This window comes from Streptomyces sp. NPDC087428 (assembly GCF_044744085.1).
Classification (GTDB): Bacteria; Actinomycetota; Actinomycetes; order Streptomycetales; family Streptomycetaceae; genus Streptomyces.
In genome coordinates this window covers 386,125-411,878 of record NZ_JBIUXR010000006.1, presented here as the reverse complement: position 1 = coordinate 411,878, position 25,754 = coordinate 386,125, and the positions used below count along the sequence as shown (strand labels likewise).

The 25,754-nt window shown below is 71.2% G+C and carries 29 protein-coding genes and 1 pseudogene; 19 read left to right on the top strand and 11 right to left on the bottom strand.

Features of this window, described 5'->3' with window-relative positions:
- Nucleotides 1–3 precede the first annotated feature (3 nt).
- Nucleotides 4–1,785 carry a cytochrome c biogenesis protein ResB gene (locus ACIO3R_RS15645; RefSeq protein WP_402105985.1) on the top strand — a complete coding sequence of 594 codons (1,782 nt, stop codon included), beginning with the start codon at nucleotides 4–6 and terminating at the stop codon, nucleotides 1,783–1,785.
- Nucleotides 1,782–2,861, top strand: coding sequence for a c-type cytochrome biogenesis protein CcsB (gene ccsB, locus ACIO3R_RS15640; protein ID WP_385033350.1), 1,080 nt, complete (start codon nucleotides 1,782–1,784; stop codon nucleotides 2,859–2,861). Before ACIO3R_RS15645 ends, ccsB begins: the two co-directional genes overlap by 4 nt.
- Nucleotides 2,862–2,928: 67 nt before the next feature.
- On the opposite strand, the gene ACIO3R_RS15635 is transcribed toward ccsB, so the two are convergent.
- Nucleotides 2,929–4,254, bottom strand: a complete 1,326-nt coding sequence (locus ACIO3R_RS15635) for an aldehyde dehydrogenase family protein (RefSeq protein ID WP_385033415.1) — start codon at nucleotides 4,252–4,254, stop codon at nucleotides 2,929–2,931.
- Nucleotides 4,240–4,932: pseudogene (locus tag ACIO3R_RS15630) on the bottom strand (type 1 glutamine amidotransferase domain-containing protein); the annotation flags it as partial. The gene ACIO3R_RS15635 and the pseudogene ACIO3R_RS15630, both read right to left, overlap by 15 nt.
- Nucleotides 4,933–5,090: 158 nt before the next feature.
- Here ACIO3R_RS15630 and ACIO3R_RS15625 point away from each other — a divergent pair.
- Entirely contained in the window at nucleotides 5,091–5,555 is a 465-nt protein-coding gene (locus ACIO3R_RS15625; RefSeq protein ID WP_385033348.1) for a MarR family winged helix-turn-helix transcriptional regulator, read from the top strand.
- A 12-nt stretch (nucleotides 5,556–5,567) separates the two neighbouring features.
- On the opposite strand, the gene ACIO3R_RS15620 is transcribed toward ACIO3R_RS15625, so the two are convergent.
- A complete protein-coding gene (locus ACIO3R_RS15620; protein ID WP_385033345.1) occupies nucleotides 5,568–5,981 on the bottom strand; it encodes a PLD nuclease N-terminal domain-containing protein in 414 nt (137 codons plus the stop codon).
- A gap of 73 nt (nucleotides 5,982–6,054) precedes the next feature.
- Complete coding sequence (locus ACIO3R_RS15615; protein ID WP_385033342.1) at nucleotides 6,055–6,864, bottom strand: class I SAM-dependent methyltransferase; 810 nt, start codon at nucleotides 6,862–6,864, stop codon at nucleotides 6,055–6,057.
- 89 nt (nucleotides 6,865–6,953) lie between these two features.
- Between ACIO3R_RS15615 and ACIO3R_RS15610 the strand changes: the two genes are divergently transcribed.
- Genes ACIO3R_RS15610 through mqnP form a run of 4 tightly spaced genes read left to right on the top strand, consistent with a single transcriptional unit; the run spans nucleotide 6,954 to nucleotide 10,468 of the window.
- The gene (locus ACIO3R_RS15610; protein WP_385033339.1) at nucleotides 6,954–7,688 is read left to right on the top strand and encodes a GntR family transcriptional regulator; all 735 of its coding nucleotides are present in this window, start codon (nucleotides 6,954–6,956) and stop codon (nucleotides 7,686–7,688) included.
- Nucleotides 7,689–7,725: 37 nt separating this feature from the next.
- The gene (locus tag ACIO3R_RS15605) at nucleotides 7,726–8,061 is read left to right on the top strand and encodes a hypothetical protein (RefSeq protein WP_385033336.1); all 336 of its coding nucleotides are present in this window, start codon (nucleotides 7,726–7,728) and stop codon (nucleotides 8,059–8,061) included.
- 35 nt (nucleotides 8,062–8,096) lie between these two features.
- On the top strand, nucleotides 8,097–9,554 hold the full coding sequence (locus ACIO3R_RS15600) for a menaquinone biosynthesis decarboxylase (RefSeq protein WP_385033333.1): 1,458 nt from the start codon (nucleotides 8,097–8,099) through the stop codon (nucleotides 9,552–9,554).
- Nucleotides 9,551–10,468 (top strand): menaquinone biosynthesis prenyltransferase MqnP, encoded by a 918-nt coding sequence (gene mqnP / locus ACIO3R_RS15595; RefSeq protein ID WP_402105982.1) that lies wholly within the window; start codon nucleotides 9,551–9,553, stop codon nucleotides 10,466–10,468. The genes ACIO3R_RS15600 and mqnP overlap by 4 nt, the downstream gene beginning before the upstream one ends.
- Here mqnP and ACIO3R_RS15590 read toward each other — a convergent pair.
- Nucleotides 10,404–11,045: a rhomboid family intramembrane serine protease gene (locus ACIO3R_RS15590; RefSeq protein ID WP_385033327.1), complete on the bottom strand. Its 642-nt coding sequence runs from the start codon at nucleotides 11,043–11,045 to the stop codon at nucleotides 10,404–10,406. The two genes, mqnP and ACIO3R_RS15590, sit on opposite strands and share 65 nt — an antisense overlap.
- 101 nt (nucleotides 11,046–11,146) lie before the next feature.
- On the opposite strand from ACIO3R_RS15590, the gene ACIO3R_RS15585 reads away from it, so the two are divergent.
- The gene (locus ACIO3R_RS15585; protein ID WP_385033324.1) at nucleotides 11,147–11,812 is read left to right on the top strand and encodes a UbiX family flavin prenyltransferase; all 666 of its coding nucleotides are present in this window, start codon (nucleotides 11,147–11,149) and stop codon (nucleotides 11,810–11,812) included.
- Between the two features lie 11 nt (nucleotides 11,813–11,823).
- Here ACIO3R_RS15585 and ACIO3R_RS15580 read toward each other — a convergent pair whose 3' ends face one another.
- Nucleotides 11,824–11,958, bottom strand: a complete 135-nt coding sequence (locus ACIO3R_RS15580; RefSeq protein WP_362963919.1) for a hypothetical protein — start codon at nucleotides 11,956–11,958, stop codon at nucleotides 11,824–11,826.
- Nucleotides 11,959–12,090: 132 nt separating this feature from the next.
- On the opposite strand from ACIO3R_RS15580, the gene ACIO3R_RS15575 reads away from it, so the two are divergent.
- The 6 genes from ACIO3R_RS15575 to ACIO3R_RS15550 all read left to right on the top strand — a co-directional run bounded on the left by ACIO3R_RS15575 (nucleotide 12,091) and on the right by ACIO3R_RS15550 (nucleotide 17,582).
- On the top strand, nucleotides 12,091–12,546 hold the full coding sequence (locus ACIO3R_RS15575) for an Lrp/AsnC family transcriptional regulator (RefSeq protein WP_385033412.1): 456 nt from the start codon (nucleotides 12,091–12,093) through the stop codon (nucleotides 12,544–12,546).
- Nucleotides 12,547–12,653: 107 nt separating this feature from the next.
- Nucleotides 12,654–13,817 carry an aminofutalosine synthase MqnE gene (gene mqnE, locus ACIO3R_RS15570; RefSeq protein WP_363027424.1) on the top strand — a complete coding sequence of 388 codons (1,164 nt, stop codon included), beginning with the start codon at nucleotides 12,654–12,656 and terminating at the stop codon, nucleotides 13,815–13,817.
- 123 nt (nucleotides 13,818–13,940) lie between these two features.
- A complete protein-coding gene (locus ACIO3R_RS15565) occupies nucleotides 13,941–14,465 on the top strand; it encodes a GNAT family N-acetyltransferase (RefSeq protein WP_402105979.1) in 525 nt (174 codons plus the stop codon).
- Nucleotides 14,466–14,687: 222 nt separating this feature from the next.
- Nucleotides 14,688–14,942, top strand: a complete 255-nt coding sequence (locus ACIO3R_RS15560; protein WP_363027321.1) for a DUF4229 domain-containing protein — start codon at nucleotides 14,688–14,690, stop codon at nucleotides 14,940–14,942.
- A gap of 396 nt (nucleotides 14,943–15,338) precedes the next feature.
- Nucleotides 15,339–16,685: a dicarboxylate/amino acid:cation symporter gene (locus ACIO3R_RS15555; protein WP_385033318.1), complete on the top strand. Its 1,347-nt coding sequence runs from the start codon at nucleotides 15,339–15,341 to the stop codon at nucleotides 16,683–16,685.
- Nucleotides 16,686–16,940: 255 nt separating this feature from the next.
- Nucleotides 16,941–17,582 carry a TetR/AcrR family transcriptional regulator gene (locus ACIO3R_RS15550; RefSeq protein ID WP_363027423.1) on the top strand — a complete coding sequence of 214 codons (642 nt, stop codon included), beginning with the start codon at nucleotides 16,941–16,943 and terminating at the stop codon, nucleotides 17,580–17,582.
- A gap of 144 nt (nucleotides 17,583–17,726) precedes the next feature.
- On the opposite strand, the gene ACIO3R_RS15545 is transcribed toward ACIO3R_RS15550, so the two are convergent.
- Genes ACIO3R_RS15545 through ACIO3R_RS15535 form a run of 3 tightly spaced genes read right to left on the bottom strand, consistent with a single transcriptional unit; the run spans nucleotide 17,727 to nucleotide 19,374 of the window.
- Nucleotides 17,727–18,083: a hypothetical protein gene (locus ACIO3R_RS15545; protein ID WP_385033315.1), complete on the bottom strand. Its 357-nt coding sequence runs from the start codon at nucleotides 18,081–18,083 to the stop codon at nucleotides 17,727–17,729.
- Nucleotides 18,080–18,787 (bottom strand): Asp23/Gls24 family envelope stress response protein, encoded by a 708-nt coding sequence (locus ACIO3R_RS15540; protein WP_402105977.1) that lies wholly within the window; start codon nucleotides 18,785–18,787, stop codon nucleotides 18,080–18,082. The genes ACIO3R_RS15545 and ACIO3R_RS15540 overlap by 4 nt, the downstream gene beginning before the upstream one ends.
- Nucleotides 18,784–19,374: an RNA polymerase sigma factor gene (locus tag ACIO3R_RS15535; protein ID WP_402105976.1), complete on the bottom strand. Its 591-nt coding sequence runs from the start codon at nucleotides 19,372–19,374 to the stop codon at nucleotides 18,784–18,786. Before ACIO3R_RS15535 ends, ACIO3R_RS15540 begins: the two co-directional genes overlap by 4 nt.
- A 307-nt stretch (nucleotides 19,375–19,681) precedes the next feature.
- Here ACIO3R_RS15535 and ACIO3R_RS15530 point away from each other — a divergent pair, with 307 nt between their 5' ends.
- From ACIO3R_RS15530 to ACIO3R_RS15515, 4 genes are all read left to right on the top strand, one after another.
- Nucleotides 19,682–20,182: an Asp23/Gls24 family envelope stress response protein gene (locus ACIO3R_RS15530; RefSeq protein WP_385351266.1), complete on the top strand. Its 501-nt coding sequence runs from the start codon at nucleotides 19,682–19,684 to the stop codon at nucleotides 20,180–20,182.
- Between the two features lie 122 nt (nucleotides 20,183–20,304).
- The gene (locus ACIO3R_RS15525) at nucleotides 20,305–20,490 is read left to right on the top strand and encodes a hypothetical protein (RefSeq protein ID WP_385033303.1); all 186 of its coding nucleotides are present in this window, start codon (nucleotides 20,305–20,307) and stop codon (nucleotides 20,488–20,490) included.
- Entirely contained in the window at nucleotides 20,487–21,596 is a 1,110-nt protein-coding gene (locus ACIO3R_RS15520; RefSeq protein WP_402105974.1) for a DUF6286 domain-containing protein, read from the top strand. Before ACIO3R_RS15525 ends, ACIO3R_RS15520 begins: the two co-directional genes overlap by 4 nt.
- On the top strand, nucleotides 21,593–22,177 hold the full coding sequence (locus ACIO3R_RS15515) for a hypothetical protein (RefSeq protein ID WP_402105973.1): 585 nt from the start codon (nucleotides 21,593–21,595) through the stop codon (nucleotides 22,175–22,177). The genes ACIO3R_RS15520 and ACIO3R_RS15515 overlap by 4 nt, the downstream gene beginning before the upstream one ends.
- Nucleotides 22,178–22,199: 22 nt before the next feature.
- Here the strand turns inward: ACIO3R_RS15515 and ACIO3R_RS15510 are convergent, their stop codons facing one another.
- Complete coding sequence (locus ACIO3R_RS15510; protein ID WP_402105971.1) at nucleotides 22,200–23,048, bottom strand: MaoC family dehydratase; 849 nt, start codon at nucleotides 23,046–23,048, stop codon at nucleotides 22,200–22,202.
- A 4-nt stretch (nucleotides 23,049–23,052) separates the two neighbouring features.
- On the bottom strand, nucleotides 23,053–24,372 hold the full coding sequence (locus ACIO3R_RS15505; RefSeq protein WP_402105970.1) for a 3-oxoacyl-ACP reductase: 1,320 nt from the start codon (nucleotides 24,370–24,372) through the stop codon (nucleotides 23,053–23,055).
- A gap of 76 nt (nucleotides 24,373–24,448) precedes the next feature.
- On the opposite strand from ACIO3R_RS15505, the gene ACIO3R_RS15500 reads away from it, so the two are divergent.
- Nucleotides 24,449–25,726 (top strand): acetyl-CoA C-acetyltransferase, encoded by a 1,278-nt coding sequence (locus ACIO3R_RS15500; protein ID WP_402105969.1) that lies wholly within the window; start codon nucleotides 24,449–24,451, stop codon nucleotides 25,724–25,726.
- The last annotated feature ends 28 nt before the right edge of the window (nucleotides 25,727–25,754 follow it).

Here is a 25,754-nt window from a genome sequence, read left to right as displayed (position 1 = left end):
CCGATGAGCAACACCAAGTCCAACCCCTCCCAGGAGCGCGGGCACCGCGACGAGCGGGAGGTACGCGCCGAGCGGGACCAGGAGACCGCCCGTGAACTCGGCGCCGCGGGCTCCCAGCTCTCCACCGCCCCGCGCGAGGAGGCCCTGGCGAACCTTCCCACCATGGGGATCATCGGCTGGGCCCGCTGGTTCTGGCGCCAGCTGACCTCCATGCGGGTCGCCCTGATCCTGCTCTTCATGCTCTCGCTCGGTGCCATTCCCGGCTCGCTGATCCCCCAGAACAGTGTCGACGAGCTCAAGGTGCAGACCTTCAAGGGCCTGCACACCACCGTCACGCCGATCTACGAGAAGCTCCAGTTCTTCGACGTCTACAGCTCGGTGTGGTTCTCCGCGATCTACATCCTGCTGTTCGTCTCGCTCATCGGCTGCATCGTGCCGCGCACCGGCACCTTCGTCGGCCAGCTGCGCAGCCGCCCCCCGGGCGCCCCCAAGCGGCTGACCCGGCTGCCCGCGTACACCACCTGGCGCACCGAGGCCGAGCCCGAGCAGGTCCGCGAGGCCGCGCTCGGCATGATGCGCAAGCGCCGCTACCGGGCCCACGTCGACGGGGACGCGGTCGCCGCCGAGAAGGGCTATCTGCGCGAGGCCGGGAACCTGATGTTCCACATCGCGCTCATCGTGATGCTGGTGGCCTTCGCCGTGGGACAGCTCTTCAAGTCCGAGGGCGGCAAGCTGATCGTCGAGGGCGACGGGTTCTCCAACACGATCACCCAGTACGACGACTTCAAGTCCGGCTCGCTCTTCGACAACGACTCGCTGGTCCCCTTCAGCTTCACCCTCGACAAGTTCATCGGCACGTACGAGCGCAGCGGCCCGCAGATCGGCACGCCGCGCACCTACGAGGCCCATGTGACGTACTCCAAGGGCGCCTACGGCAAGTCGGAGAAGACCGTCATCAAGGTCAACGAACCGCTCGTCGTCGACGGCACCAAGGTCTATCTCAACGCCCACGGCTACGCGCCCGTCGTCTCGGTCAAGGACGGCAAGGGCAAGGAGGTCTACCGCAACGCGGTGCCGCTCCTGCCCATCGACAACAACGTCACCTCGACCGGTGCGATCAAGGTCCTGGACGGCTACCGCGACAAGAACGGCAAGAAGGACCAACTGGGCTTCCAGGCGTTCTTCGTGCCGACCTTCGCGGGCAACGGCAAGGGCACGATGTTCTCGCAGTTCCCGGCCGCCGACATGCCGGTTCTCGCGCTCAACGGCTTCCACGGCTACCTCGGGCCGGACTCCGGGCTGGCGCAGAACGTCTACCAGCTGGACAAGACCAAGATGAAGGAGTTCAAGGACTCCAAGGGCAAGCAGCTCAAGCAGCGGCTGCTCGTCGGCGAGACGATGAAGCTGCCCGACGGCGCCGGCTCGATCACCTTCGAGGGCATCGACGAGTGGGCCAGCTTCCAGATCTCGGAGCAGCCCGCCAGTGGCTGGGCGCTCACCGGGGCCATCGGCGCCATCGCCGGTCTCGCCGGCTCCCTCTTCATCCAGCGACGCCGGGTATGGGTCCGGGCCGTACGCGGCAGCGACGGTGTCACCGTCGTCGAAATGGCGGGGCTCGGCCGCAGCGAGTCCGCGAAGCTTCCCGAGGAGCTGGCCGATCTCGCGGTCACGCTCAACGCCGTGGCGCCCACCGCGCCCGGCCCTGACACCGACCCCGATCCCGATCCGGACCCCGACGTCGTCGACGCGTCCTCCGCAGAACCTTCCGAAGGGGCTGAGAAGTGAATCTCGCCGCCGCAACCAACGAGAATCTGGCACACACCAGCAATGTGCTGATCTATTCGTCGATGGCCGTCTACACGCTGGCCTTCTTCGCGCACATCGCGGAGTGGGTGTTCGGCAGCCGCAGCAAGGTCGGCCGCACCGCCGCCGCGCTGACCACAGAGGAAGCCTCCGCCACGGTGAAGGTCGAGGTCGCGCAGAGGGCCGGGGGCACCGCCGTACTGGACCGGCCGAAGATCGTCACCCGCTCCGCGGCCGGATCCCGCGACGTCCCGGACGGGCCCGGCGCGGCCGGCGGCACGTTCAAGGGCGACCTGTACGGGCGGATCGCGGTCTCCATGACCGTGCTCGCCTTCCTGGTCCAGGCCGGCGGGGTCGTCGCCCGCGCCCTGTCCGTGCGGCGTGCCCCCTGGGGCAACATGTACGAGTTCTCCATCACCTTCTCCGTGGTGGCGGTCGGCGCGTACCTGACCCTGATGGCGCTGAAGAAGAACGTCCGCTGGATGGGCCTGATCCTGGTCACCGCCGTCCTGCTGGACCTCGGCCTCGCGACCACGGTGCTCTACACCTCCAGTGACCAGCTGGTGCCCGCGCTGCACTCGTACTGGCTGTGGATCCACGTCTCCACCGCCATCATCTGCGGCGCCGTGTTCTTCATCGGCGGCATCGGCACCCTGATCTACCTCTTCCGCGACAGCTACGAGAACAAGCTCGCCAACGGACAGCAGCCGGGGGCGTTCGCCCAGTCCGTGCTCTCCCGGATGCCGTCCGCGTCGAGCCTCGACAAGTTCTCGTACCGGATCAACGCGGCCGTCTTCCCGCTGTGGACGTTCACGATCATCGCGGGCGCGATCTGGGCGGGCGACGCCTGGGGCCGCTACTGGGGCTGGGACCCCAAGGAGGTCTGGTCCTTCATCACCTGGGTCGCGTACGCCTGTTACCTGCACGCCCGCGCCACCGCCGGCTGGAAGGGCCGCAAGGCCGCCTACCTGGCGCTGATCGCCTTCGGCTGCTGGATCTTCAACTACTACGGTGTGAACATCTTCGTCACCGGCAAGCACTCCTACGCCGGCGTCTGACCGGCAGGCACACGGCGACGGCCCGCACCCCTTTCCGCTCGGGGTGCGGGCCGTCGCGTTCGACGCGTCAGGGCATCGGGGTGACCAGGACCGCCTTGCGGTGGCTGAACGTCTCCAGCGAGTAGCGGCCGTGGTAACTGCCCATGCCGCTCTCGCCGACCCCGCCGAACGGCAGGTCGGAGACGGTCAGATGGGCCAGCGGCAGTCCGATCCCGACGGCCCCCGACGACGTCTCGGCGACCAGCCGTTCGCGTACGGTGTCCGACTCGGTGAACGCGTACAGCGCGAGCGGCTTGTCCCGGTCGTTGATGAACGCGATGGCCTCGTCCAGGCCGTCCACCGTGACGATCGGCAGCACCGGGCCGAAGATCTCCTCCCGCATCACGGGCGCGTCCGGTGCCACATCGGCCAGCACGGTGGGGGCGAGGTACTTGCCGTCCCTGTCGTACGTCCCGCCGGTCACCGTGCGGCCCGAGCCGAGCAGGGCCGTCAGCCGGTCGAAGTGGCGCCGGTTCACGATCCGTCCGTACTCCGGGTGCGTCGAGGCGTCCGCCCCGTACAGCGCCTCGACGGCGGCGGCGAGCGCGTCCGCGAGGGCGGGGGCGGTCTCCGGGTCGGTCAGTACGTAGTCGGGGGCGACGCAGGTCTGGCCCGCGTTCAGGAACTTGCCGGCCGCCAGCCGGCCCGCGACCGCCTTCAGGTCCGTGTCCCGGTCGACGAAGACCGGCGACTTGCCACCCAGTTCGAGCGTCACCGGAGTGAGGTGCTTCGCTGCGGCGGCCATCACGATCCGGCCCACCGCGCCGTTGCCGGTGTAGAAGATGTGGTCGAAGCGCTCGGCGAGCAGCGCGGTGGTCTCGGGGATCGCCCCCTCGACGACGGCGACGGCGTCCTCGTCCAGATAGCGCGGCAGCAGCCGGGCGACGGTGGCGGAGGTCGCGGGTGCCAGCTCGCTCGGCTTGGCCACCACGGCGTTCCCGGCGGCCAGCGCGCCGACGACCGGGGCGAGCAGCAGCTGCACCGGGTAGTTCCAGGGCGCGATGACGAGGACGACGCCGAGCGGGTCCTGCACGGTGTGGGCCTTCGCCCCGCCCAGCCGGGCCGGTACGGGAGCGGGCTCGGGCCGCAGCCAGTCGGCCAGGTGCTCCAGCGTGTGGTCGATCTCGCGGACCGTGAAGTCGATCTCGGTGCGGTACGCCTCCTTGCGGCTCTTGCCGAGGTCGGCGTGGAGCGCGTCGGCGAACTCGTCACCGTGCTCGGTGAGCAGGGCGCGCAACCGCCGGAGCTGGTCCGTGCGCCAGTCGAGGCTCTTGGTGCGGCCGGTGCGGAAGGTGGTGCGGAGGCGGTCGACGGTCTCGGCCGGGGTCTCGACGGGGGCGAGCGCGGCGACGATCTCCCGGGCGAGCCGCTCGGAGGAGGCCGGGTTCTGGCCGGTGTGCAGGGTGCGGTCGGTGACGGTGTGCGGGGCGAAGGGGGCGGCGGCGGTGTAGTCGGCGCCGAGTGCGACGAGCCGGTCCTCCAGCAGCCAGGGCGCCTTGTCGGCGAGCCCGCCGATGGACTCCTCCGCGTTGCTGAACCCGGTCATGCGGTAGCCGGCGAACGGCCAGTCACCGTCCTCGCGCCGGGCGGCGAGCAGTGCGGCGGGCGCGTGGCAGAGGACGCCGAGCCGGGCGCCGGAGTCGAGCGCGGTGGTCAGCAGCCGTCCGGACAGCTCGCTGACGGCCAGGTCCTCCATGGGCCCGTGGCCGCCGGGGTAGAAGACGGCGTCGTAGCGGTCCGGGTGGATGTCCTGGAGCCGGGCCGGGGCCCGGAGCTCGGGGCCGATCGAGTCGAGGTACGCGGCGACGGCGTCGGCCTGCTCCTGTCCGCCGTTGGCGGCGGCCGTCAGGCTGCCCGCGTCGACGGTGGGGGTGACGCCGCCGGGGGTGGCGAGCGTGACGGCGTAACCGGCCTCTGTGAAGACCCGGTGCGGCGCGGCCAGCTCCTCGGCCCAGAACCCGGTGGGGTGGGTGGTGCCGTCGTTGAGGGTCCAGTGGTCGGCGCCGGTGAGAACGAACAGTACGGAGGGCATGGGGGGTACTCCCTGCGACGAACGGGATGCGGTGAGCGGGACACGGTGCCGGCTCAGGACAAGAACTTGATATGCTCAAGCAATTACATTCATGTAACTGCCAACAGTTGAGCATGTCAAATAAAAGTCGGCAGCCGCCGATCGAAGAATGGCCGACCATGACCACCGAACCGACGCCCCGCGCCGTGACCGCTCCGGACGAGCGAGCCGCCCCGGCCCCCGATGACCTGCTGGAGCCCCTGGCCGTCGTCGTCCGGGGCCACCACGACGACCTCACCGCCGTCGCCGCCCGCCACGGCCTGTCCACCTCGCAGGCCCGCGCACTGATCGCGCTCGGCGCGCCCATGCCGATGAGCGCGCTCGCCGCCCACCTGGTCTGCGACGCGTCCAACGCCACCGGCCTCATCGCCCGCATGGAGACCCGCGGGCTGGTCAGCCGCGCCCCCGCCCCGGGCGACCGCCGCTCCAAGGTCGCGAGCCGCACCCCCGAGGGCACCCGGCTCGCCCGCACGATCCGCGCCGAGATGCGCGCCGTGCACGGCGCACTGGAGGCGCTCACCCCGGAGGAGCGCACAGCACTGCTGCCCCTGCTCAACCGGCTGGGGCAGCTGCTGTACGCGTGATCCCGCCGTACGTCACGGAGCGGGCGGCGCCGACTCCTCCGGGCCCGCCCCGCTGTCACGCCGCTTGAGCTCGTCCTCCCGGCGGCGCAGGTCCGCCTCCCAGTCCTTGAGGAGGGACTCGTCCTTCTCGCTCTTCCTGTCCTCGTCCTTCAGCGAGTTGAGGAAGTCGGGATTGTCGTCCGGCGCCACCCACCGGGTGCGCCGGCCGCCGTGCCACTCGCCGGGCGCACGGCCCCCGGCGGGCATCCCGCGCACCTTGCCCGCGGCCAGCCACACGATCGGGCCGACGATCCAGAACAGCAGGATGATGAAGACCCAGGCGATCTTCGGCAGGTGCTTGACCTCGTCCTCCGGGGTGTTCAGGCAGTCGATGAACGCGTAGATCGTCAGCGCCAGCGGCAGGAGGTAGATCAGGGCCCGGAGCATGGTGGAAGAGTCCCCCCGAAGAGAGTTGGCGGGGCATGTGCCCCGACCCGGTGACCGCCCAGCGTAACCGGTGTCAGTTGCGCCCCACGGCGAGCAGGTGGGAACTGGCGGCGAGCAGCTCCGGGTACGGTTCGGCCATGCGGGCGGCCGCCAGCGCGGAGGCGAACATGCGCGATCCGGTGAGGGATTCCCGGGTGTGCCGCTCGGTCGCCTTCAGCAACGCCCAGGTGGGGCCTTCGATGCCGTACACCTGGGTCCCGGTGAAGCCGGCGTCGCGCATCTCCGCGTCCAGCTCGGCACCCGTGTGGAAGTACGCCTCGGTGAAGCCCTTCTCCCCGTCGTGCGAGCCGGTGGCCAGGATCTTGGCGATGCCCTGCTGGAGCGAGGCACGGTCGAGGTGGGCGAGGGCGGTGTGCTCGAAGAGCGAGGCGTAACGGTTGATGCCGGCCGCGGCGACGAGGCCCCCGGGCCGGACCACGCGACGGGCCTCCGCGAGAGCGGTCCTGCGGTCGGCGGCCCCGACGAGGTGGTAGAGCGGTCCGAGGACCAGAACCACGTCGTACGAGTCGTCCGGCGCGCTCAAGTCCCGGGCGTCCCCCAGCTCGACGCTGCACCCGGAGCCCTCGGCCTCGGCGAGGTGCCGCCGCACCGGATCCACGAGGTGCACCCGGTAGCCGTCTTCGCGGAGCCAGCGGGCATGGGCCCCGGGGCCGCCGCCGACGTCGAGCACGGACGCCGGCGCGGGCGGGAGATGGCGGCGCAGGAGCTCCTGGGTCCGGACCATCTCCAGGACGCCGTCGGCCGGAACGGAGAGCCGGTCGGCCTCGTTGAAGGTGGCGGTGTAGAACTCGATGATTCCCGGGGGGACTTGGTAAGCCGTCATGAGACCGTCCTGTTCCAGGCCGAAGCCGCGGAGGGTGAATCCCTCGGCTAACGTAACCGGTTGACCTGTCCAGTCACCAGGAGGCCGCTGTGCCGCTACTCAAGTACGAGCAGATCGCCGAGTCCCTGCGCGTCAGGATCTCGGACGGTGAGTTCGGGCCCGGTGATCTCCTTCCCTCCGGGCGCGATCTGTGCGAGCAGTGGTCGGTGTCGCGCGCCACCGTCATCAAGGCGATGGACGTCCTGCGGGGAGACGGTCTCGTCGTGGCCCGGCAGGGCTCGGGCTTCACGGTCGTCGAGGTTCCCGTGGCCCGCCCGGCGGGACGGCGGACCGCCGGCTCCGCCCGGGTGTCCGGTGGCAGTCCGTTCCGGCGTCTGGGGGCGCCGGAGAAGGAGGAGCCGTCCAGCCGGGTGGCCGATGCGATGGGACTGGCGGCCGGGAAGGCCGCCCTGCGCCGTGACCGGCTGATGCTGCTCGATGACGGGTCGCCCCTGTCGCTGGTCACGGCGTGGTTTCCGGAGGAGGTGGCGGACGCCTGCCCGAAGCTTGCCCAGAAGGGGCCGATCCCGGAGGGGACCACGCACTACGTCGCGCGGACGACCGGCAGGTGCCCGGCTCACGGAACGGACACGATCTCGGCGCGGCTCGCGTCCGCCGGTGAGGCCGAGAGCCTGGGCCTCGGAGTGCCCGCCGCCGTCGTGGTCGTCCTCCACACCGCGAGCGACGCCGACGGCGGTGTCCTGGTGTGCGAGGAGGGGGTGACACCGGCGCACCTCTGGGAGCAGGAGGACAGCTACCCGATGGGTGGAAGAAGCGGCGAATAACTTGACTGGACCGGTCCACCGGCCCAATCTCATTTTCATGAGCCCCCCAGAGCAACACGACGCCCTCCACGCCCGGTTACTGCCCTGGGCCCGGCCGGACGGCGGGCCGTGCTACCTGCGTACCGACGGGCACGGCCACGTGTCGCGGGCGGCGGACGAGATCGAGGCCGTGCAGCTCGCCATGGGGGCGGAGGTTCTCGACTGCGCCCGGCCGATCATCGCCGCCACCGGTGCGACCGGGACGGAGCTGCGCTTCACAGCGATCCGGTTGGCCGAGTGCCTGGCCGACGCGCTACGGATCGCGGAGAGCCGGGGCGGACGGCTTCGGTGTCACGACGACATGGAACCCATGGCCGAGGTGGGGGAGCCCTGACGGCTGACGCCGGGGAGGATGACAAACTTGACCCCATGGCTTACGACGATCTTCGATCCCTCCTCCGGGCTCTCGAGCGCGAGGGCGAGCTCAAGCGCATCAAGGCCGAGGTCGACCCCTACCTGGAGGTCGGTGAGATCGTCGACCGGGTGAACAAGGCCGGCGGGCCCGCGCTGCTCTTCGAGAACGTCAAGGGCTCCTCGATGCCCCTGGCCATGAACGTGTTCGGCACCGACAAACGGCTGCTCAAGGCGCTCGGGCTGAAGTCCTACTCCGACATCAGCGACAAGATCGGCGGGCTGCTCAAGCCGGAGCTGCCGCACGGCTTCGTCGGGGTCCGGGAGGCCTTCGGGAAGCTCGGGACGATGGTGCACGTGCCGCCGAAGAAGGTGAAGCCGGAGAACGCGCCCGTGCAGGAGGTAGTCCTCACCGGCGACGACGTGGACCTGGACCGGCTGCCCGCGCTGTTCACCTGGCCCAAGGACGGCGGCTCGTTCTTCAACCTGGGGCTCACGCACACCAAGCACCCCGAGACCGGCGTACGGAATCTGGGGCTCTACCGGCTCCAGCGCCACGACCGGCGCACCATCGGGATGCACTGGCAGATCCACAAGGACAGCCGCAACCACTACCAGGTCGCCGCCAGGCGCGGCGAGCGGCTGCCGGTCGCCATCGCCTTCGGGGCGCCGCCCGCGGTGACGTACGCCTCCACCGCGCCGCTGCCCGGGGACATCGACGAGTACCTGTTCGCCGGGTTCATCCAGGGCAAGCGCATCGAGATGGTCGACTGCAAGACCGTCCCGCTCCAGGTCCCGGCCAACGCCGAGGTCGTCATCGAGGGCTGGCTGGAGCCCGGGGAGACGCTGCCCGAAGGCCCGTTCGGCGACCACACCGGCTTCTACACGCCGCAGGAACCGTTCCCCGCACTGACGATCGACTGCGTGACGATGCGGAAGCGTCCGCTGCTCCAGTCGATCGTGGTGGGACGGCCGCCGACCGAGGACGGGCCGCTGGGGCGGGCCACCGAGCGGTTCTTCCTGCCGCTGCTCAAGATCATCGTGCCGGACATCGTGGACTACCACCTGCCCGAGTCCGGTGGTTTCCACAACTGCGCGATCGTCTCGATCGACAAGAAGTACCCGAAGCACGCCCAGAAGGTGATGAGTGCCATCTGGGGCGCGCACATGATGTCGCTGACCAAGCTGATCGTCGTGGTGGACTCCGACTGCGACGTCCACGATCTGCACGAGGTGTCCTGGCGGGCGCTCGGCAACACGGACTACGCGCGGGACCTGACCGTCGCCGAGGGCCCCGTCGACCATCTCGACCATGCCTCCTACCAGCAGTTCTGGGGCGGCAAGGCCGGTATCGACGCGACGAAGAAGTGGCCCGAGGAGGGCTACACCCGGGACGGGGGCTGGCCGGACATGGTCGAGTCCGACCCGGACACGGCGGCGAAGGTCGACCGCCGGTGGAAGGAATACGGACTGTGAGCGCCGCCGAAGCGACCCTGGGCTCCGGGCCCGCGCAACCGAACAGCAAGGTCAAGGCGTTCCTGCGGCTCGTGATGATCGAGCACTCGGTCTTCGCGCTGCCCTTCGCGTTCATCGCCGCCCTGACCGCGATGTTCCAGGACGACGAGTCGATCCACTGGGTGACGCTGCTGCTCGTCACCGTCGCCATGGTCGGGCTGCGCACCTTCGCGATGGCCGCGAACCGGATCATCGACCGGGAGATCGACGCCCGTAACCCCCGTACCGCCGGACGCGAGCTGGTGACGGGTGCGGTGTCGGTGCGCTCCGCGTGGACGGGGGCGCTCGTCGCCGTCGTCGTCTTCCTCGGTGCGGCGGCGCTGCTCAACCCGCTCTGTCTGGCGCTCGCGCCGCTCGCGGTGGTCCCGATGGTCGTCTATCCGTACGGGAAGCGGTTCACGCACTACCCGCACGCGATCCTGGGGATCGCCCAGGCCATGGGGCCGGTCGGTGCCTGGCTGGCGGTGACCGGGAGCTGGTCGTGGGACGCGGTGATCCTGGGGCTGGCCGTCGGCATCTGGATCGGGGGCTTCGACCTGATCTTCGCCTGCCAGGACGTGCAGGCGGACCGGGCGCACGGGGTGTTCTCGGTCCCGGCCCGGTTCGGCGTTCCGGCCGCGCTCTGGGGTGCGCGGGTCTGCCACGTGGTGACGACCGGCCTGCTGGTCTGGTTCGGACTGGCCACCGGGGCGGGGCTCTTCTACTGGATCGGCATGGCGATCGTCACCGTGGCCTTCGTGTACGAGCACCGGGTGGTGCGGCCGCACGACCTGTCGCGGCTGAACCGGGCGTTCTTCTCGGTGAACGGGTTCATCGGAATCGCCCTGTTCGCGTGTGCGCTGCTGGATCTGCTGGTGCGGGGCCTGACGGTCTGAGCGACCGGGGGCCGCGGCGCAGGGCGAACGCGGCCACCGCTCCGCCGATCAGGCCGAAGAGGTGGCCCTGCCAGCTGACGCCCGGGTCGGTGGGCAGGACGCCCTGGAGCAGCGAGCCGTAGACCGCGGCGATGACCACGCCGACGACCACGTCCAGCGGGCGGCGGTCCACGAAGCCGCGGACCAGCAGATAGCCGAAGAGGCCGAAGACCACGCCCGACGCGCCGAGCGTGACCGTGTGCGCCGGGGCGGTGAGCCAGACGCCGAGACCGCCGACCACGATCACGGTGAGCACCACGCCGGCGAAACGGCGCAGGCCGCCCAGTGCGGCGATGAAGCCCAGGACCAGCAGCGGGACGCTGTTCGACGCGACGTGCGCCCAGCCGCTGTGCAGAAAGGCGGCGGGCACGATGTCGAGCAGCTCGCCCGGCTCGCGCGGGCTGATCCCGTGGCTGTCCAGGCTGTGGCCGGTCGCGAGGTCGATGCCCTCCAGCACCCAGAGCAGCCCGACCCAGCCCAGCATCACCGCGCCGGCCACGAGGGCACGGGCTCCGGTCGTCGTGCGGATGGCGTTCATGGACCACACCCCCCTTCATCCGTCGGAACGTACGGAGCCCCTGGCTCGGTTCCGGGTGGCGTGTGCCGGATAGGCTCGGTTCTGTGGATTCCGGGATTTCAGTGAGTCAGCAGCAGCGGCAGCCTTGGATTGTCGGGGTTTCGGGCGCTTCGGGCACACCATTCGCCGCCGCGGTGCTGCGCGGTCTGCTGGCAGCGGGGGAGAGCGTCGATCTGGTGGTGAGCCGGGCGTCGCGGCTGACCCTGCTGGACGAGACCGGGATCGCGTTCCGCGACGCGCACTGGCAGGAGGACCTGCGCGGCTGGCTGGCGCGGGGTGCGGACGGGAAGCCGCACACCTTCGAGGTGGACGTGTCCGCTGTACGGCACTGGGCGGCCGGTGATCTGGCCGCCGGGCCGTCCTCGGGGTCGTACCCGGTGAAGGGGATGCTGATCGTCCCGGCCTCGACGGCGTGCGTGGCCGGGGTGGCGCTCGGGCTCTCGAAGGATCTGTTGCAGCGGGCCGCGAGCGTGACGCTCAAGGAGCGGCGGAAGCTGGTCGTCGCGGTGCGCGAGACCCCGCTCAGCGGGCAGACGCTGAAGCATCTGGTGACCCTGGACGAGGCGGGCGCGGTCGTGCTGCCCGCCTCTCCGGCGTTCTACGCGGGTGCGACGCATATCCAGGATCTGGTGGATTTCGTCGCGGGGCGGGTGCTGGACGCGGCAGGGGTGCCGCATCTGCTGTACCGCCGCTGGGAGGGAGAGCTCGGTGGCGGCTCCCGTGGCTGACCCGGGTGGGGTCAGCGCTTCTTGGGTGCGCGCGGGGTACGGGCCCGGTCGATCCGGTGGGCGGCGGCGGGCTGATGGGCACGCGAGCGGTTGGCCAGGTCCTGCAGCTCGCGCATCCGGGCGTAGGCCATCTCGATCGTGTACACGGTGTTTTCACTCCTGAAGATTCGAAAGCATTTTTTGGATATTCGGGAAGATCTACAGGTGCTAGCGCCTGCATGCCTTAGATTCTACACGTAGACTCGCGATACTGCTGAATAATGGAAGGTTCCAGTCACATGGACGCGGTGGACAGGCAGCTCATCCAGGCCCTCAGGGAGAACGGCAGGGCCTCGTACGCGGAGCTGGGCCGGCTCGTGGGGCTCTCCGGGCCCAGCGTCACCGACCGCATCAACCGGCTGGAGACCGCCGGTGTGATCACCGGCTACCGCGCCACCGTCGACGCGGCCTCGCTCGGGCTCGGCGTCACGGCCCTGATCGGCATCTCGCTCTCCGACGCCGCGGACCACGAGGACGTCGCGCACCGGCTGAAGGACCTCGCCGAGATCGAGGACGCCTGGTTCATCGCGGGCGACGACTCCTACATGCTCAAGGTGCGCGTCGGTGACGTGGACGGGCTGGAGAAGACCATCCGCCGGCTCAGCGGCACCCGGGGCGTCTCGCGGACCCGTACCACCATCGTGCTGTCCACCAAGTGGGAGAACCGGGTCGGCGAACTGCCCGAGGAGAGCTGACGGCCCGGGGAGCGCTGACGGGGAGGGCCGAGGGGGTTCCCGGGGCGCTCCGGGCGGGGGAGTACGGTGAGCGAAGTCTGTTACGTAGAGAAATGGGAGGCGCCCTAGTGGACGCGGGACTCAAGCGCGAGCTGGAGCAGAAGGTCCGGGCCGGCGAGCGGCTGACCCGCGAGGACGGGATCGCGCTCTACGAGTCCGACGACCTGGCGTGGCTGGGCGGTCTGGCCCATGAGGTGCGCACGCGCAAGAACGGCGACGTCGTCCACTTCAACGTCAACCGCCACCTCAACATGACCAACGTGTGCACCGCGTCGTGCGCGTACTGCTCGTTCCAGCGCAAGCCGGGCGAGAAGGACGCGTACACGATGCGCATCGAGGAGGCCGTCCGCCTGGCGAAGGCGATGGAGGGCGAGAGCCTCACCGAGCTGCACATCGTCAACGGGCTGCACCCCACCCTGCCGTGGCGCTACTACCCGCGTTCGCTGAGCGCGCTGAAGGAAGCGCTGCCCGAGGTCTCCCTCAAGGCGTTCACCGCCACCGAGATCCACCACTTCGAGACCATCTCCGGGCTCTCCGCCTCCGAGATCCTCGACGAGCTGATCGAAGCCGGTCTGGAGTCGCTGACCGGCGGCGGCGCGGAGATCTTCGACTGGGAGGTCCGTCAGCACATCGTCGACCACGCCACCCACTGGGAGGACTGGTCGCGGATCCACCGGCTCGCCCACGAGAAGGGTCTCAAGACCCCGGCGACGATGCTGTACGGGCACATCGAGGAGCCCCGTCACCGCGTCGACCACGTGCTGCGGCTGCGTGAGCTCCAGGACGAGACCGGCGGTTTCCAGGTCTTCATCCCGCTGCGCTACCAGCACGACTTCGTGGACATGAAGGACGGCAAGATCCGCAACAAGCTCCAGGCGCGGACGACGATGGCGACCGGCGCGGAGGCGCTCAAGACCTTCGCGGTCTCCCGGCTGCTCTTCGACAACGTCCCGCACGTCAAGGTCTTCTGGGTGATGCACGGTGTGCAGACCGCTCAGCTCGCGCTCCAGCACGGCGCGGACGACATGGACGGCTCGGTCGTCGAGTACAAGATCACGCACGACGCGGACAACTACGGCACGCCCAACAAGCTCGGCCGTGAGGATCTGCTCGACCTGATCCGCGACGCGGGCTTCCGGCCCGTCGAGCGCAACACCCGGTACGAGATCATCCGCGAGTACCCGGGCCCGGACGCGGAGCGGCGCGAGTCGCCGCAGCCCATGCGGGTCTGACCCGGCGCGCGCCCCGAGCGCGCGCAGCGCTGTACGAAAGCTCCGGCCGCCGTCCCCGGCCGGGGCTTTCTCGCGTTTCGGACGGGGTTTGAGGGCGGGGCTCGTAATGGTTAATCTGCCTGTATGGCGCTTACTTTTGAGTTGGACCCGACCTTCGACAGGCCCCTGCGGGACGGCATAGCCGCGCTCTGGGCCGATGTGTCCAACGCGGGCGGCGCGGTGGGATTTGTGCCGCCCGTCACGGTCGAGGACGTCCGGCCCGATCTGGTCACGCACCTCATCGCCATGGCCGAGGACCGCACCCGGCTGCTCGTCGGTTACGACGAGGAGGGTGCCGTCGCGGCCACGGCCTTCCTCACCCGCAACACCCACCGGCTGATGGCGCACTGGGTCTGGCTCTACACGGTGATGGTCCACCCCCGCCACCAGGGCCGCGGGTACGGGCGCTCCCTGCTGGCCGCGGCCGCCGACGCCGCGCGCACGATCGAGGGCGTCGAGGCCATCCGGCTCACCTGCCGGGGCGGTACGGGCGCCGACCGGTTCTACGCCTCCTGCGGCTACAAGGAGGTCGGGCGGGTGCCGGGGGCGATCCGGGTGGCCGACGGGGACGACCGCGACGACATCATCATGCTGCTGCCCCTCGGCTGAGAGCCGGGAGTCGGGAGGCGGGAGCCGGGAGCTGAGAGTCGGGAGCCGGGAGCCGAGAACGGCCGGCCGGGGCCCTCGCGGTGAGAAGTCCGGGGCGCTTCACGGAGCCCTCCGAACTGATCGATTGTGGGGCATGCTTCACTGGACGGGCAGGACTGTCACGTAGAGAGAAGGCGAGCTGTGTCCGCTGCAAAGCCGAGCGCAATGATCCGGTACACCGCGATGCGTCTCAGTATCTTCGTCGGCTGCTTCGCGCTCGCCGCCGTGGCCGTCAACTTCGGGCTGCTGCCCTCCGGGGCGGGGGGCTCGAACGTCATCTGGGTCATCCTGCTCGCCCTCGTGCTCTCCGCGCCGCTCAGCTACGTGCTGCTGCGCAAGCAGCGCGACGAGATGTCCGAGCAGATCATCACGACGGTCGACCGGACCAAGGCGCGCCTTGAGGCGAACCGGACCCGCGAGGACAGCGTCACCCAGTGAGTGCCGGGTAAGGGAAATGTAAGCTCCCTCACACCCACCCCTCTTCTTTCCGAAACCCCAGCGCCGGAGCGATCGCTCCTGTACTGGGGTTTTCGCGTTCTCCGGGCCCGGCGGGGGGCTGTTCGCCCCCGATCGCACCCAAAGAAGACCTTTGAGGTTCTCAAAGTTCAAGTGTTAACGTGTTCGACATGACGACAGTTGTGCGCCTTCGACCTGCCGCGAGCATCCCGCTCGTGGCGCGCCTGCATGTCGATCTCTGCCGCTGTATGTCCGCGGTCTGTTGCCGCAACGTCTGAACGGCATCATGCAGCGGCGCCGCTCCTGACGCGGGCGCCGCACCCCCGTCCCCCGCACGCCGTCCCCGTGCGCCCCGATGCGTCACATCTGGAGTGTTTCGTGTCCGCGAATCCCGCGTCCACCACGACCGATGAGCCCTCCGGCTCCGGTTTCCGCATACCCAAGGTCCCGTTCTGGGCGCAGATCGTCGCCGGCCTCGTCCTCGGCGTCCTGCTCGGCTGGCTCGCCCGCAGCCAGGACATCGGCTGGCTCTACACCACGCTCGACAAGGTCGGCCACATCTTCGTCCAGCTGCTGAAGCTGGCCGTCGCGCCCCTCGTCTTCTTCGCGATCCTGGTGTCGATCACCAACCTGCGCAAGGTCAACAACGCCGCCCGGCTGGCCGGCCGCACCGTCCTCTGGTTCATGATCACCTCGCTGATCGCGGTCGCCATCGGCCTCGCGATCGGCCTGATCACCAACCCGGGCTCCGGCACCGGCCTCTCGCCGAAGGACGGCAAGCTCTCCGAGACCAAGGGCTCCTGGCTCGACTTCCTGACCGGCATCATCCCGGACAACGTCATCACGCCGTTCACCGAGCTGAACGTCCTTCAGATCGTCTTCATGGCCGCCGTCGCGGGTATCGCCGCGATCCAGCTCGGAGACAAGGCCAAGCCGATCCTCACCCTCAGCGAGTCGATCCTGGAGCTCCTCCAGAAGGCCCTGTGGTGGGTCATCCGCCTCGCCCCCATCGGCACCATCGGCCTCATCGGCTACGCGATCGCCGACTACGGCTGGGACCTGATCGGCAAGTACGCGACGTTCACCGCCGACGTCTACATCGGCTGCGCCCTGGTGATGTTCGGCGTCTACCCGCTGCTCCTCGCCACCGTCGCCAAGGTCAGCCCGCTCCAGTTCTTCAAGGGCGCCTGGCCCGCGATCCAGCTGGGCTTCGTCTCGCGCTCCTCGGTCGGCACCATGCCGGTCACCCAGCAGGTCACCGAGCGCCTCGGCGTCCCGAAGGAGTACGCCTCCTTCGCCGTCCCGTTCGGTGCGACGACCAAGATGGACGGCTGCGCCGCGATCTACCCGGCGCTGGCCGCGATCTTCATCGCCCAGATCTTCGACGTCCAGCTGGGCGTCGGTGACTACATCCTGATCGCGTTCGTCTCGGTGATCGGCTCCGCGGCCACCGCCGGTCTCACCGGCGCCACGGTCATGCTGACCCTCACCCTGTCGACGCTCGGCCTCCCGCTGGAGGGCGTCGGCCTGCTGATGGCCATCGACCCGATCCTGGACATGATGCGCACGGCGACGAACGTCGCGGGCCAGGCGCTGGTCCCGGTGCTCGTGTCGGCCCGCGAGAAGATCCTCGACCACGACGCGTACAACTCGGCCTCCGGCTCCCCGGTCGACGACGCCGAGGTCCGCGACAGCGAGCCGGCGAAGGTGCCCGTCCCCGCCTGATCCCCCGGAGCCGTGCGGACTCCTTCGCGACCGCTTCCCGGTCCCTCGGAGTCCACCGAATCCCGCGGCTGTGCCCCGTACCCTCACGCCTGGGTACGGGGCACAGCCGTTTTGCGAATGCGTCGTTCACCGGCCACCCGGGCGTCACGGAACCCGGTCCGCACGACGGGGCCGCGCCCCGCGCCGTACTCTTACCGAGGAGTAGTGCAGCGGGGCCGGGAGGGAGTCGACGTGGGTGCTGTGAAGGGCAAACGGATGCCGCGCGCCGTGCGCGAGCAGCAGATGATGGACGCCGCGGTGCGGACCTTCGGGCAGCGCGGCTACCGGGCGGCCTCGATGGACGAGATCGCCGAGTTGGCCGGGGTGTCCAAGCCCTTGGTGTATTTGTACCTGAATTCCAAGGACGAGCTGTTCACCGCGTGCATCCGGCGCGAGGCGCAGGCGCTGCTGGCGGCGGTGCAGGCGGGGGCTGAGCCGGGACTGCCCGCCGACCGGCAACTGTGGTCCGGGCTACGGGCGTTCTTCACGCACACCGCGGAGAACCCGGACGGCTGGGCGGTGTTGTACCGGCAGGCGCGTACGCACGGGGAGCCGTTCGCCACCGAGGTGAGCGTGATGCGCGACGAGATCGTTGCGTTCGTGACGGGTCTGATCGGGGCCGCGGCGCGCGAGGCGCACCACGATCCGGCGCTCCCCGACCGCGATGTGGCGGGTCTCGCACAGGCGTTGGTGGGCGCCGCGGAGTCGCTCGCCGGCTGGGCGAACGAGACTCCGGGCGTCTCGGCCAAGGAGGCCGCCGCCACCTTGATGAACTTCTCCTGGGCCGGCCTGGAGAACCTCATGCACGGCCGTACGTGGCAGCCGCAGGGGCAGGTGGCGGGGCGCGCCGCCCGGTGAACCGGACCGGAGGCCCGATCCGGTGAGCTGAGCTGGTGGTCCGGCCCGGTGAGCTGAGCTGGTGGTCCGGCCCGGTGAGCTGAGCTGGTGGTCCGAATCCGTCGAGTGGCCGTGCGGCGCGGCCCGCGGTCGTGGACGCCGGTGTCAGGCCTGGCCCGTGACGGTCACGACCACCCGCACGGAGTCCTGGTTCCCCGGGAGCAGGGTGGCCAGGCAGGAGTCGACGGCCCTGCGGGTGGCCCGCGCGACCTCCACCGCGCGGGCGTCGCGCCGGGCGACGATCTGGATGTCCAGCTTGGCGGGAGAGGTGGCGCTCCCCCGGCTCATCCGCACCCCGGCATGACGCGTACCGGCCCCGGTCCGCGCGGCGGAGGGCAGGGCCGAGCGCAGCAGTTGGGCCACCCCCGGCTTGAGGAACGCCACGCCCTCGACGCCCTCCACGGCCTTGGCGACCTCCTCCGTGAGCGTGGTCCGCGTGGTCCGCGCGGTGTCGTGAGTCATCGGGTACCCCTTTCCTCGGGGGAGTGGTCGGCGGGCGGATCTCCGTCGAGCGGGCTTTCTTCGGGCGGGCCTCCGTCGGGCATGCCTTCGCCGGGCGGGCTTTCCTCGGGATCGAGCAGATCGGTGATGCGGATGTCGAGCTCCGTGATGTCGAGGCCCAGTCCGCCGTCCACCGCCTCGCGCACCCGCCGCCGCACCTGATCGGCGAGTTCCGGCAGGTCGTGGGTGAGCAGGGCGTGGAGTTCGAGGCGTACGTCGATGCGGGCCCGGCCCTGCGGACGGGGTGCGCCGGGGACGATCCGGCAGGAGCCCGCGCGTACGCCGGTGACCGTCTCGGCGGCGGTGCGGACGGTGCGGGCGGCCACCGCCTCCATGATCCACAGGTCCTCGTCGGGTCCGCCCAGCGGGAGCGGGCGCCCCGGGCGCAGTTCGAGCCGTACGACGTCCATCACGCGCTGGGTCAGCGGAGTGGCGTCGTAGGTCTCCGTCGTGTCGGTCTCCGCCCGCAGGCCCCGGACCGCGGATTCCAGGCCCGCCAGCTCGTCGACGGCGCGCCGGCAGTGCGGGCACCCGTCCAGGTGCGGATCGGCCGCCCCCTGCTCCCAGAGCTCCCAGACGTGCGAGAGCAGACGGCCGCAGGGCAGCCGCTCGTCGTCCGGGTCCTCTGCGGGGGTCAGGTGGGGAGGGTCGGTGTGGGTGGTCATCGCCAGGCCCCCAGTTCCTGTGTCAGACAGCGTCGTGCGCGGAAGACGCGCGCCCGGACAGCCTCCTGGCTGATGCCGACCGCGTCCGCGATGAATTCGTAGGACTGACCGTCCAATTCTCTCAGCACCCAGCAGGTGCGCTGCTCGGGCGAGAGCGAGGACAGGGCCGTCTGGAGGTCCCCGGCGGCGGCCCGCGACTCCGCGAGCCTGGGCGGGGACACCGCGTGGTCGGGGGCCGGGACCTCGCCCGCGGCATCCAGCGGCGCGAGAGGCCGGCGGCGGCGCAGGATGTTGAGGCAGCGGTTGGTGACGATCCGGTACATCCAGGTGCGGAAGGACGACTGGTGCTGGAACCCGGGCAGCTTGCGCCAGGCGCTGATCAGCGCGTCCTGCACCGCGTCCTCCGCCTCCGGCACGCTGCCCAGGAGCCGGGTGGCCAGGCGGATCAGGGGCGGCGCGTGGCGGCGTACGAGTACGGCGAACGCCTCCTCGTCGCCCTCCGCCGCGCGCACGGCGAGCAGGCCGTCATCGGTGTCGGTCCGGTCCTCGTCGGCCGCTGATGCGATCTGTCTGCGGGCCCCCGGCACAGGGCGGCTCCTCTGTTCGGTCGTCGGTACGTCGGTTCGTCGGTTCGTCGAGTCGTCGTGTCGTCGTGGGGTCGTTGTGCCTTCCGGGCGCGGGTCTCTGTAGGGGGGACACGTGGACTCCGGTTCTGTGACGCACCGCATCGGGTGGAAGCCGATGCGGTCGTGTCCCTTTCGTCGGAGGGACCGGCCGGAAAGAAAGTCCGGGATTCCGCGTCACGGACGGCACTCACCGGGGTCGAACGGTGTGAGAGCAGTTCACAGAGCAGTTCACAGAGCAGTTCACAGACCTTGCAGAGAGGACTTCCTCATGACCACGCAGACGGCACCAGTATCCAAGAACGCCTCCGTTCCCCAGGCGGCGAAGGCTCCCCAGGGGACGACGGCCCTCTCGGGCGGCGCCACGGGTGCGGACGAGCCGGCGGCGACGCGCGGCCGGACGTCGATCGCCGATGTGGTCGTCGTGAAGATCGCGGGCATGGCGGCACGGGAGATCCCGGGGGTCTTCGACATGGGCGGCGGACTGTCGCGCACGCTCGGCGCGGTCCGCGACCGGGTGCCCGGCGGGCGCCCCAACGTCGGCCGCGGGGTGAAGGTCGAGGTGGGCGAGCGGCAGACGGCGATCGACGTGGACCTGGTCGTCGACTACGGCGTGGCCATCACCGATGTGGCCCGCGACGTGCGCGAGAACGTCATCGCGGCCGTGGAGCGGATCACCGGTCTGGAGGTCATCGAGGTCAACGTCACCGTCAACGACGTACACCTCCCCGACGACGGCGAGGCGGCTCCGGCCGACTCCCGGGTCGAGTGATCCCGCGGCCGTGACGCGTGATCCCGCTGCCGCGGCGGGAGATCCTGCGGCCGTGGCAGGAGATCCCGTGGCCGTAGCGGGAGTTGAGCATCATCGGGCCATCGTGTGAGGGGTGAAGCAGGATGAGCAGTGCGGCCGTCGGAATGATCGCGGGTATGGCACTGGCGTTCGCCGGCTGGTTCGGCGGCTTCGGGGCGTTTCTGCTCGTGGCCGCCCTCGGCGCGGTCGGCTGGCTGGTGGGCCGCCGGCTCGACGGCGGGGGCCTGCCCGAGGAGTTGCGTGAGCTGTTCGAGCGGAGTCGCCGATGACCGCGCCGGCGCAGTTGGGCACGACGACCGTCTCGGACAGGGCGGTCCGCCGGATCGTCGAGCGCGCCGCGGAGGAGGCCGTGCCCGGCCGCACCGGTCCGGCCGCGCGGGGATCGGTGGCGGTGCGCGGCTCGCGGGCGGATGTGCGGCTCACCGTCGATCTGGGCTATCCGGCGCCGCTGGCCGACACCGTGCGCCGGGTCCAGCGGCACGTCACCGAGCGCACGCGGTATCTCGCGGGGCTCGACGTGACCCGGGCCGCCGTCACGGTGGACACGCTGACGGTCCGGGCCGTACCGGTACCGACGGTCCCGGCCGAGCGGACGGGCGGAACCGAACAGCTTCCCGCACGGGGGCCGTTGCGCCGGCTCCGCCCGCGACGGCCGTCGGGCCGGCTCCGCTCGTCGAGGCGCGGGCCCGTGTCCGTACTCCTGTCGGCCGCCGCCCTCGGCTGCGGCGCCACGGCCCTCGACGTGGTCCGGGTGCACCTCGGCCACCGGCCCGCAGCCTGGCGTACGGCCGCGGTGGACTGGCTGTCGGGGCACGGGCCGGGGGACCTGTCCGTGGTCCTGGGCGGTGCCGTCGCGGCGCTCCTCGGCCTGTGGCTGGTCGCCCTCGCGGTTCTGCCGGGACGGCGGGGCCTGCTGGCCGTCGCCACGCCGGACGCGTACCCGGACACCGCCATCGACCGCTCGGCGCTGGCCGCGCTGGTCCGCGGCGCGGCCGGCGGTGTCGCCGGGGTCGGCCCGGTGCGGGTGCGGGTACGGCGCCGGAGCGTCACGGTCCGGGCCGCGCTCGCCTTCGGCGCGGCGGAGGCCGTGCGGGGAGACGTCACCGCCGCCACCCGGGGGGTGCTGGCCGACTGCCTGCTGCGCCGCCCCCTGCGCCCCCGCGTCCGGATCAGGCCGGAGCCGACATGGCGTCCGCCCGAGCCGGCCCTCCCGGAGCCGCGCGCCGCCGAGACGACGGAGGCACTCAAGAACCTTGAGACCTCCGAGACCTCCGCGACTCCCCAGATCTCCGAGACCTCCGAGACCTCCGAGACCTCCGAGGCTCCCGAGACCCCCGGGGCGGCACCGTTCGTGCGGTCGGGGGGTGGGGCATGAGCGCGCAGCCCCGCCCCGCCGTGAACCGGACCACTCTGGCCGTGGCCGGCCTGGTCCTGCTGGTGGGCGGAGTCTGGCTCGCCGCCACCTGGCCGGAACTGGGCTCCCGGCTGCCCGGCTGGTGGCCGGCTGCCCGGCCGGACAGCGTGCTCCTGGACCGGGACGGGCTGGCGGCCCTGCGCACCCGTGGCTGGTGGACGCCCGTCGTCATCGCCGGTTCGACGGGGCTGACGCTGCTTCTCGTCCTGCGGTTCGCGAGCCGGTTCCGCAGCGGCGGAAGCACTCCGCTGGCCCTTCCCTCCGCAGGCGGTGCGATGCGCGCGGGGGCCCTGGCCGAGGCCCTCGCTCAGCGGACGGCCTCGCTCGCCGGGGTCTCCCGCTGCCGCGTGGACATCACGCCCCGGCGGACGCGACTCCACGTCCGTACGCACGTCTGGCTCGATCCGGACACGCCCCCGGCGGCCGTTCTCGCCCCGCTCGCCGCCCTGCGCGACGAGGTGGAGGAGTCGGCGGCGCCGTACCGGATCGTCGGCAGCGTCCGGATCAGGACCCGGGACCGGCGAACGCCGCACGTCCGCTGAGACCACGGCCCCGGGGCGGCCCTCAGCGGTCGGTCCGGGGCGTGGCCGTTCCGGTGAGGTGGACGCGGCCGCCATCGCCCCCGCCTTCGCGGAGCTGGAAGCCGGTGCCGTCCGATGCGTAGGTGACGGTGCCGGGCAGCAGGACGGGTGCCCTGAAGTCGGCCCGTACGGTGTGGATCAGGTCTGGCCGCGGGGCCTCGGCGAGGCAGCGGGCCACGGTCCACATACCGTGCGCGATGGCCCGCGGAAAGCCGAACAGCCGTGCCGTCAGCGGGTACAGGTGGATGGGGTTGCGGTCGCCCGACGCGGCTCCGTAGCGCCGGCCCAGGTCGGCGGGCAGCCGCCACTCGGCGACGGCCGGCAGCGCCGCGGATTCCCCGGCGGGCACGGCCGCGGTGGGTTCCGGGGTCCCCGGGCGCGTCGCGTGACGGGACAGATAGCCGCTGCGGGACTCCCACACCAGCTCGCCCGACAGCCGCGCCTCGGTGACCACCGTGACCTCGGTGCCACGCCGGTGCGGCGTCAACTCCGCTGCGTACACGCTCAGTTCAAGTGCGTCCACAGGGTGCAGCGTCCGGTGCGCGGTGATCTCGATCCAGGTGTGGACGAGTCCGGTGACCGGCAGCGGGAAGCGGCGCCGGGTCATCAGCCGCATGGCGAGCGGGAAGGCCAGGACGTGGGGGTAGGTGACCGGCAGGGCGCCCGAATCGCTGAAGCCGCAGATTCTGCGGTACGCGGCCAGCGGCCCGGGGGCGACGGCCCCGGCCGGACGGGTCGTCCGGCCGGCCGGCAGTACGGCGTCCGGACGGCCGGGCCGTTTGAACGGGGAGGCGGCGGCTCCGCGCGCCAGCGACAGGATCAGGCTCGGCACCGGGTCACGCCCCCAGCAGGCTCTGGCCGCAGACCCGGACGATCTGGCCGTTGACGGCGCTCGACGCGGGCTGGGCGAACCAGGCGGTCGTCTCGGCGACATCGACCGGGAGCCCGCCCTGCGAGAGGGAGTTCATCCGGCGGCCCGCCTCGCGGATGAAGAGCGGGACGGCCGCGGTCATCTTCGTCTCGATGAAGCCGGGGGCGACCGCGTTGACCGTGACCCCGTGGTCGGCGGCGGCGCGCGGGGCCAGCGAGCGGACCAGACCGATGATCCCGGCCTTGCTGGCCGCGTAGTTGGTCTGGCCGTTGTTGCCCGCGATGCCCGCGATGGAGGCGGTGGCGACGATCCGGCCGCCGCGGTTGACGGTGCCGCTCTTCAGCAGCGCGTCCGTGGTGCGCAGCACGCTGTCGAGGTTGACGTCGATGACCGAGGCCCAGCGGTCGGCGGCCATGTTGGCGAGCCGCCGGTCACGGGTGATGCCGGCGTTGTGGACGAGGATGTCGAGGCCGTCCGGGGCGGCGGCGGAGATCCGGGCCGCCGCGTCGTCCGCGGTGATGTCCAGCGGCAGCGCGGTGGCGCCGAGCCCGTCGGCGGTGCGCACCAGATCCTCGCCGGCCTGCGGAACGTCCAGGCAGATGACGCGGGCCCCGTCCCGGGCGAGCACCTCGGCGACCGAGGCCCCGATGCCGCGGGCCGCGCCGGTGACCAGCGCGGTGCGCCCGGCGAGCGGGGCGGCCCAGTCGGCGACCGGGCCGGGCGCGGCCGAGGTCACCTCGATGACCTGGCCGCTGATGTACGCGGACCGGGGCGACAGCAGGAAGCGCAGGGTGGACTCGGCACCGGCGACCGCGCCGGGCGCGAGGCGCACCAGCTGCACGGTGGCGCCCTTGCCGATCTCCTTGCCCAGTGAGCGCACGAAGCCTTCCAGGGCCTGCTGGGCGGCGGCCTGGTGGTGGTCGTCCGGGGACGGGCGCACTCCGAGGACGACGACGCGGCCGCCCGGTGCGAGGGAACGGACGACGGGGTGCAGCGCGGCGTGCACGTCCCCGAGCCCGGCGGCGGTGTCGACGGCCGTGGCGTCCAGGACGACCGCGGCCGGCCGGTCGGCGCTCGCCGTCACCTCCAGGCCGGTCGTGGCGAGGAGCGCGGCCAGCTCCTCGGTGGCGGTGGAGTCCCCGGCGGTGAGGTGGAGGACGGGGCCGGTCAGCGCCGGGGTCGCGGGCGACCAGCGGCGCAGCGGTGCGGGCTGCGGCAGGCCGATTCTCCGGGTCAGGAATCGGCCGGTTGCTGTGCCGGTGAAGTGCAGATAGCGGTCGGCCATTGTCCAGACTCCCTGCTCGGTCTTAGATTTACTCAAGAGTAAGGTTACTTAAGAGTCAGGAGTTGGTCGAGATGAGTTGGTCGAGTTGATCCCCCTCGCACTCCCGCAGCCCCGCAGGGTCGCGGTCATCGGCGGCAGCCGTATCCCCTTCGCACGCTCGGACGGGCCCTACGCGCAGGCCTCCAACCAGCAGATGCTGACTGCCGCACTGGACGGTCTGGTCGAGCGGTTCGGGCTCCAGGGGCAGCGGGTCGGCGAGTTCGTCGCGGGCGCGGTCCTCAAGCACAGCCGGGACTTCAACCTGGCCAGGGAGACCGTGCTCGGCTCACGGCTCGACCCGCGCACCCCCGCGTACGACATCCAGCAGGCCTGCGGCACCGGCCTCCAGGCCGTCATCGCCGCCGCCGGCAAGATCATGCTCGGTGCGGTCGACTCCGCGGTCGCGGGCGGCGCGGACACCACGAGCGACGCGCCCCTCGGCGTCAACGACGAACTGCGCAGGCTGCTGCTGTCGGCCCGGCGGGCGAAGTCGGCGGGGGGCCGGGTCAAGGCGTTCGCGGGCGTACGTCCCCGGCATCTCGTCCCGGACATCCCGCGCAACGCCGAACCCCGCACCGGCCTCTCGATGGGCGACCACGCGGCGGTCACCGCCCGGCAGTGGGACATCGCCCGCGCGGACCAGGACCTGCTCGCCGCCACCAGCCACCAGCGCCTCGCCGCCGCGTACGACCGGGGGTTCCTGGACGACCTCGTCGTCCCGTACCTCGGCCTGGACCGTGACCAGAACCTGCGCCCCGGCTCCACGGTGGAGAAACTCGCCACGCTGAAGCCGGTGTTCGGCGCGGACCACCCGGACGCGACGATGACCGCGGGCAACTCCACTCCGCTCACGGACGGCGCCGCGACGGTGCTGCTGGCGAGCGAGGAGTGGGCGGAGCGGCACGGGCTGGAACCGCTGGCCTACCTCTCGCTCCACGAGACCGCGGCCGTCGACTACGTGGGCGGTGAGGACGGTCTGCTGATGGCGCCCGCGTACGCCGTGCCGCGGCTGCTGGAGCGGGCCGGGCTGACGATCGAGGACTTCGACCTCTTCGAGGTCCACGAGGCCTTCGCCTCCCAGGTGCTCGCGACGCTGGCCGCCTGGGAGAAGGCGGGGCTCGCCCCGGTCGACCGGGAGAAGCTCAACGTGGCGGGCTCCTCGCTGGCCACCGGGCACCCGTTCGCCGCGACGGGGGCCCGGATCGTCGCGACCCTCGCCAAGCTCCTCGCGGAGCGGGGCACTCCGGGACGCGGGCTGATCTCGATCTGCGCGGCCGGCGGCCAGGGCGTCACGGCCATCCTGGAACGCGCCTGACGCGTACAGGACCGGACGCATACACGGC

Bases quoted from the DNA above. Each gene is read 5' to 3' on its own strand.
- ACIO3R_RS15505 (WP_402105970.1), bottom strand. From the start codon at position 24,372: ATGGCCGACCGCTATCTGCACTTCACCGGCACAGCAACCGGCCGATTC.
- ACIO3R_RS15590 (WP_385033327.1), bottom strand. From the start codon at position 11,045: ATGAACGCCATCCGCACGACGACCGGAGCCCGTGCCCTCGTGGCCGGC.
- ACIO3R_RS15560 (WP_363027321.1), top strand. From the start codon at position 14,688: ATGCGTCTCAGTATCTTCGTCGGCTGCTTCGCGCTCGCCGCCGTGGCC.
- ACIO3R_RS15545 (WP_385033315.1), bottom strand. From the start codon at position 18,083: ATGACTCACGACACCGCGCGGACCACGCGGACCACGCTCACGGAGGAG.
- ACIO3R_RS15515 (WP_402105973.1), top strand. From the start codon at position 21,593: ATGAGCGCGCAGCCCCGCCCCGCCGTGAACCGGACCACTCTGGCCGTG.
- ACIO3R_RS15620 (WP_385033345.1), bottom strand. From the start codon at position 5,981: ATGCTCCGGGCCCTGATCTACCTCCTGCCGCTGGCGCTGACGATCTAC.
- ACIO3R_RS15520 (WP_402105974.1), top strand. From the start codon at position 20,487: ATGACCGCGCCGGCGCAGTTGGGCACGACGACCGTCTCGGACAGGGCG.
- ACIO3R_RS15600 (WP_385033333.1), top strand. From the start codon at position 8,097: ATGGCTTACGACGATCTTCGATCCCTCCTCCGGGCTCTCGAGCGCGAG.
- ACIO3R_RS15525 (WP_385033303.1), top strand. From the start codon at position 20,305: ATGAGCAGTGCGGCCGTCGGAATGATCGCGGGTATGGCACTGGCGTTC.
- ACIO3R_RS15550 (WP_363027423.1), top strand. From the start codon at position 16,941: ATGCCGCGCGCCGTGCGCGAGCAGCAGATGATGGACGCCGCGGTGCGG.
- ACIO3R_RS15565 (WP_402105979.1), top strand. From the start codon at position 13,941: ATGGCGCTTACTTTTGAGTTGGACCCGACCTTCGACAGGCCCCTGCGG.
- ACIO3R_RS15575 (WP_385033412.1), top strand. From the start codon at position 12,091: ATGGACGCGGTGGACAGGCAGCTCATCCAGGCCCTCAGGGAGAACGGC.
- ACIO3R_RS15605 (WP_385033336.1), top strand. From the start codon at position 7,726: ATGAGCCCCCCAGAGCAACACGACGCCCTCCACGCCCGGTTACTGCCC.
- ACIO3R_RS15625 (WP_385033348.1), top strand. From the start codon at position 5,091: ATGACCACCGAACCGACGCCCCGCGCCGTGACCGCTCCGGACGAGCGA.
- ACIO3R_RS15540 (WP_402105977.1), bottom strand. From the start codon at position 18,787: ATGACCACCCACACCGACCCTCCCCACCTGACCCCCGCAGAGGACCCG.
- ACIO3R_RS15645 (WP_402105985.1), top strand. From the start codon at position 4: ATGAGCAACACCAAGTCCAACCCCTCCCAGGAGCGCGGGCACCGCGAC.
- ACIO3R_RS15615 (WP_385033342.1), bottom strand. From the start codon at position 6,864: ATGACGGCTTACCAAGTCCCCCCGGGAATCATCGAGTTCTACACCGCC.
- ACIO3R_RS15530 (WP_385351266.1), top strand. From the start codon at position 19,682: ATGACCACGCAGACGGCACCAGTATCCAAGAACGCCTCCGTTCCCCAG.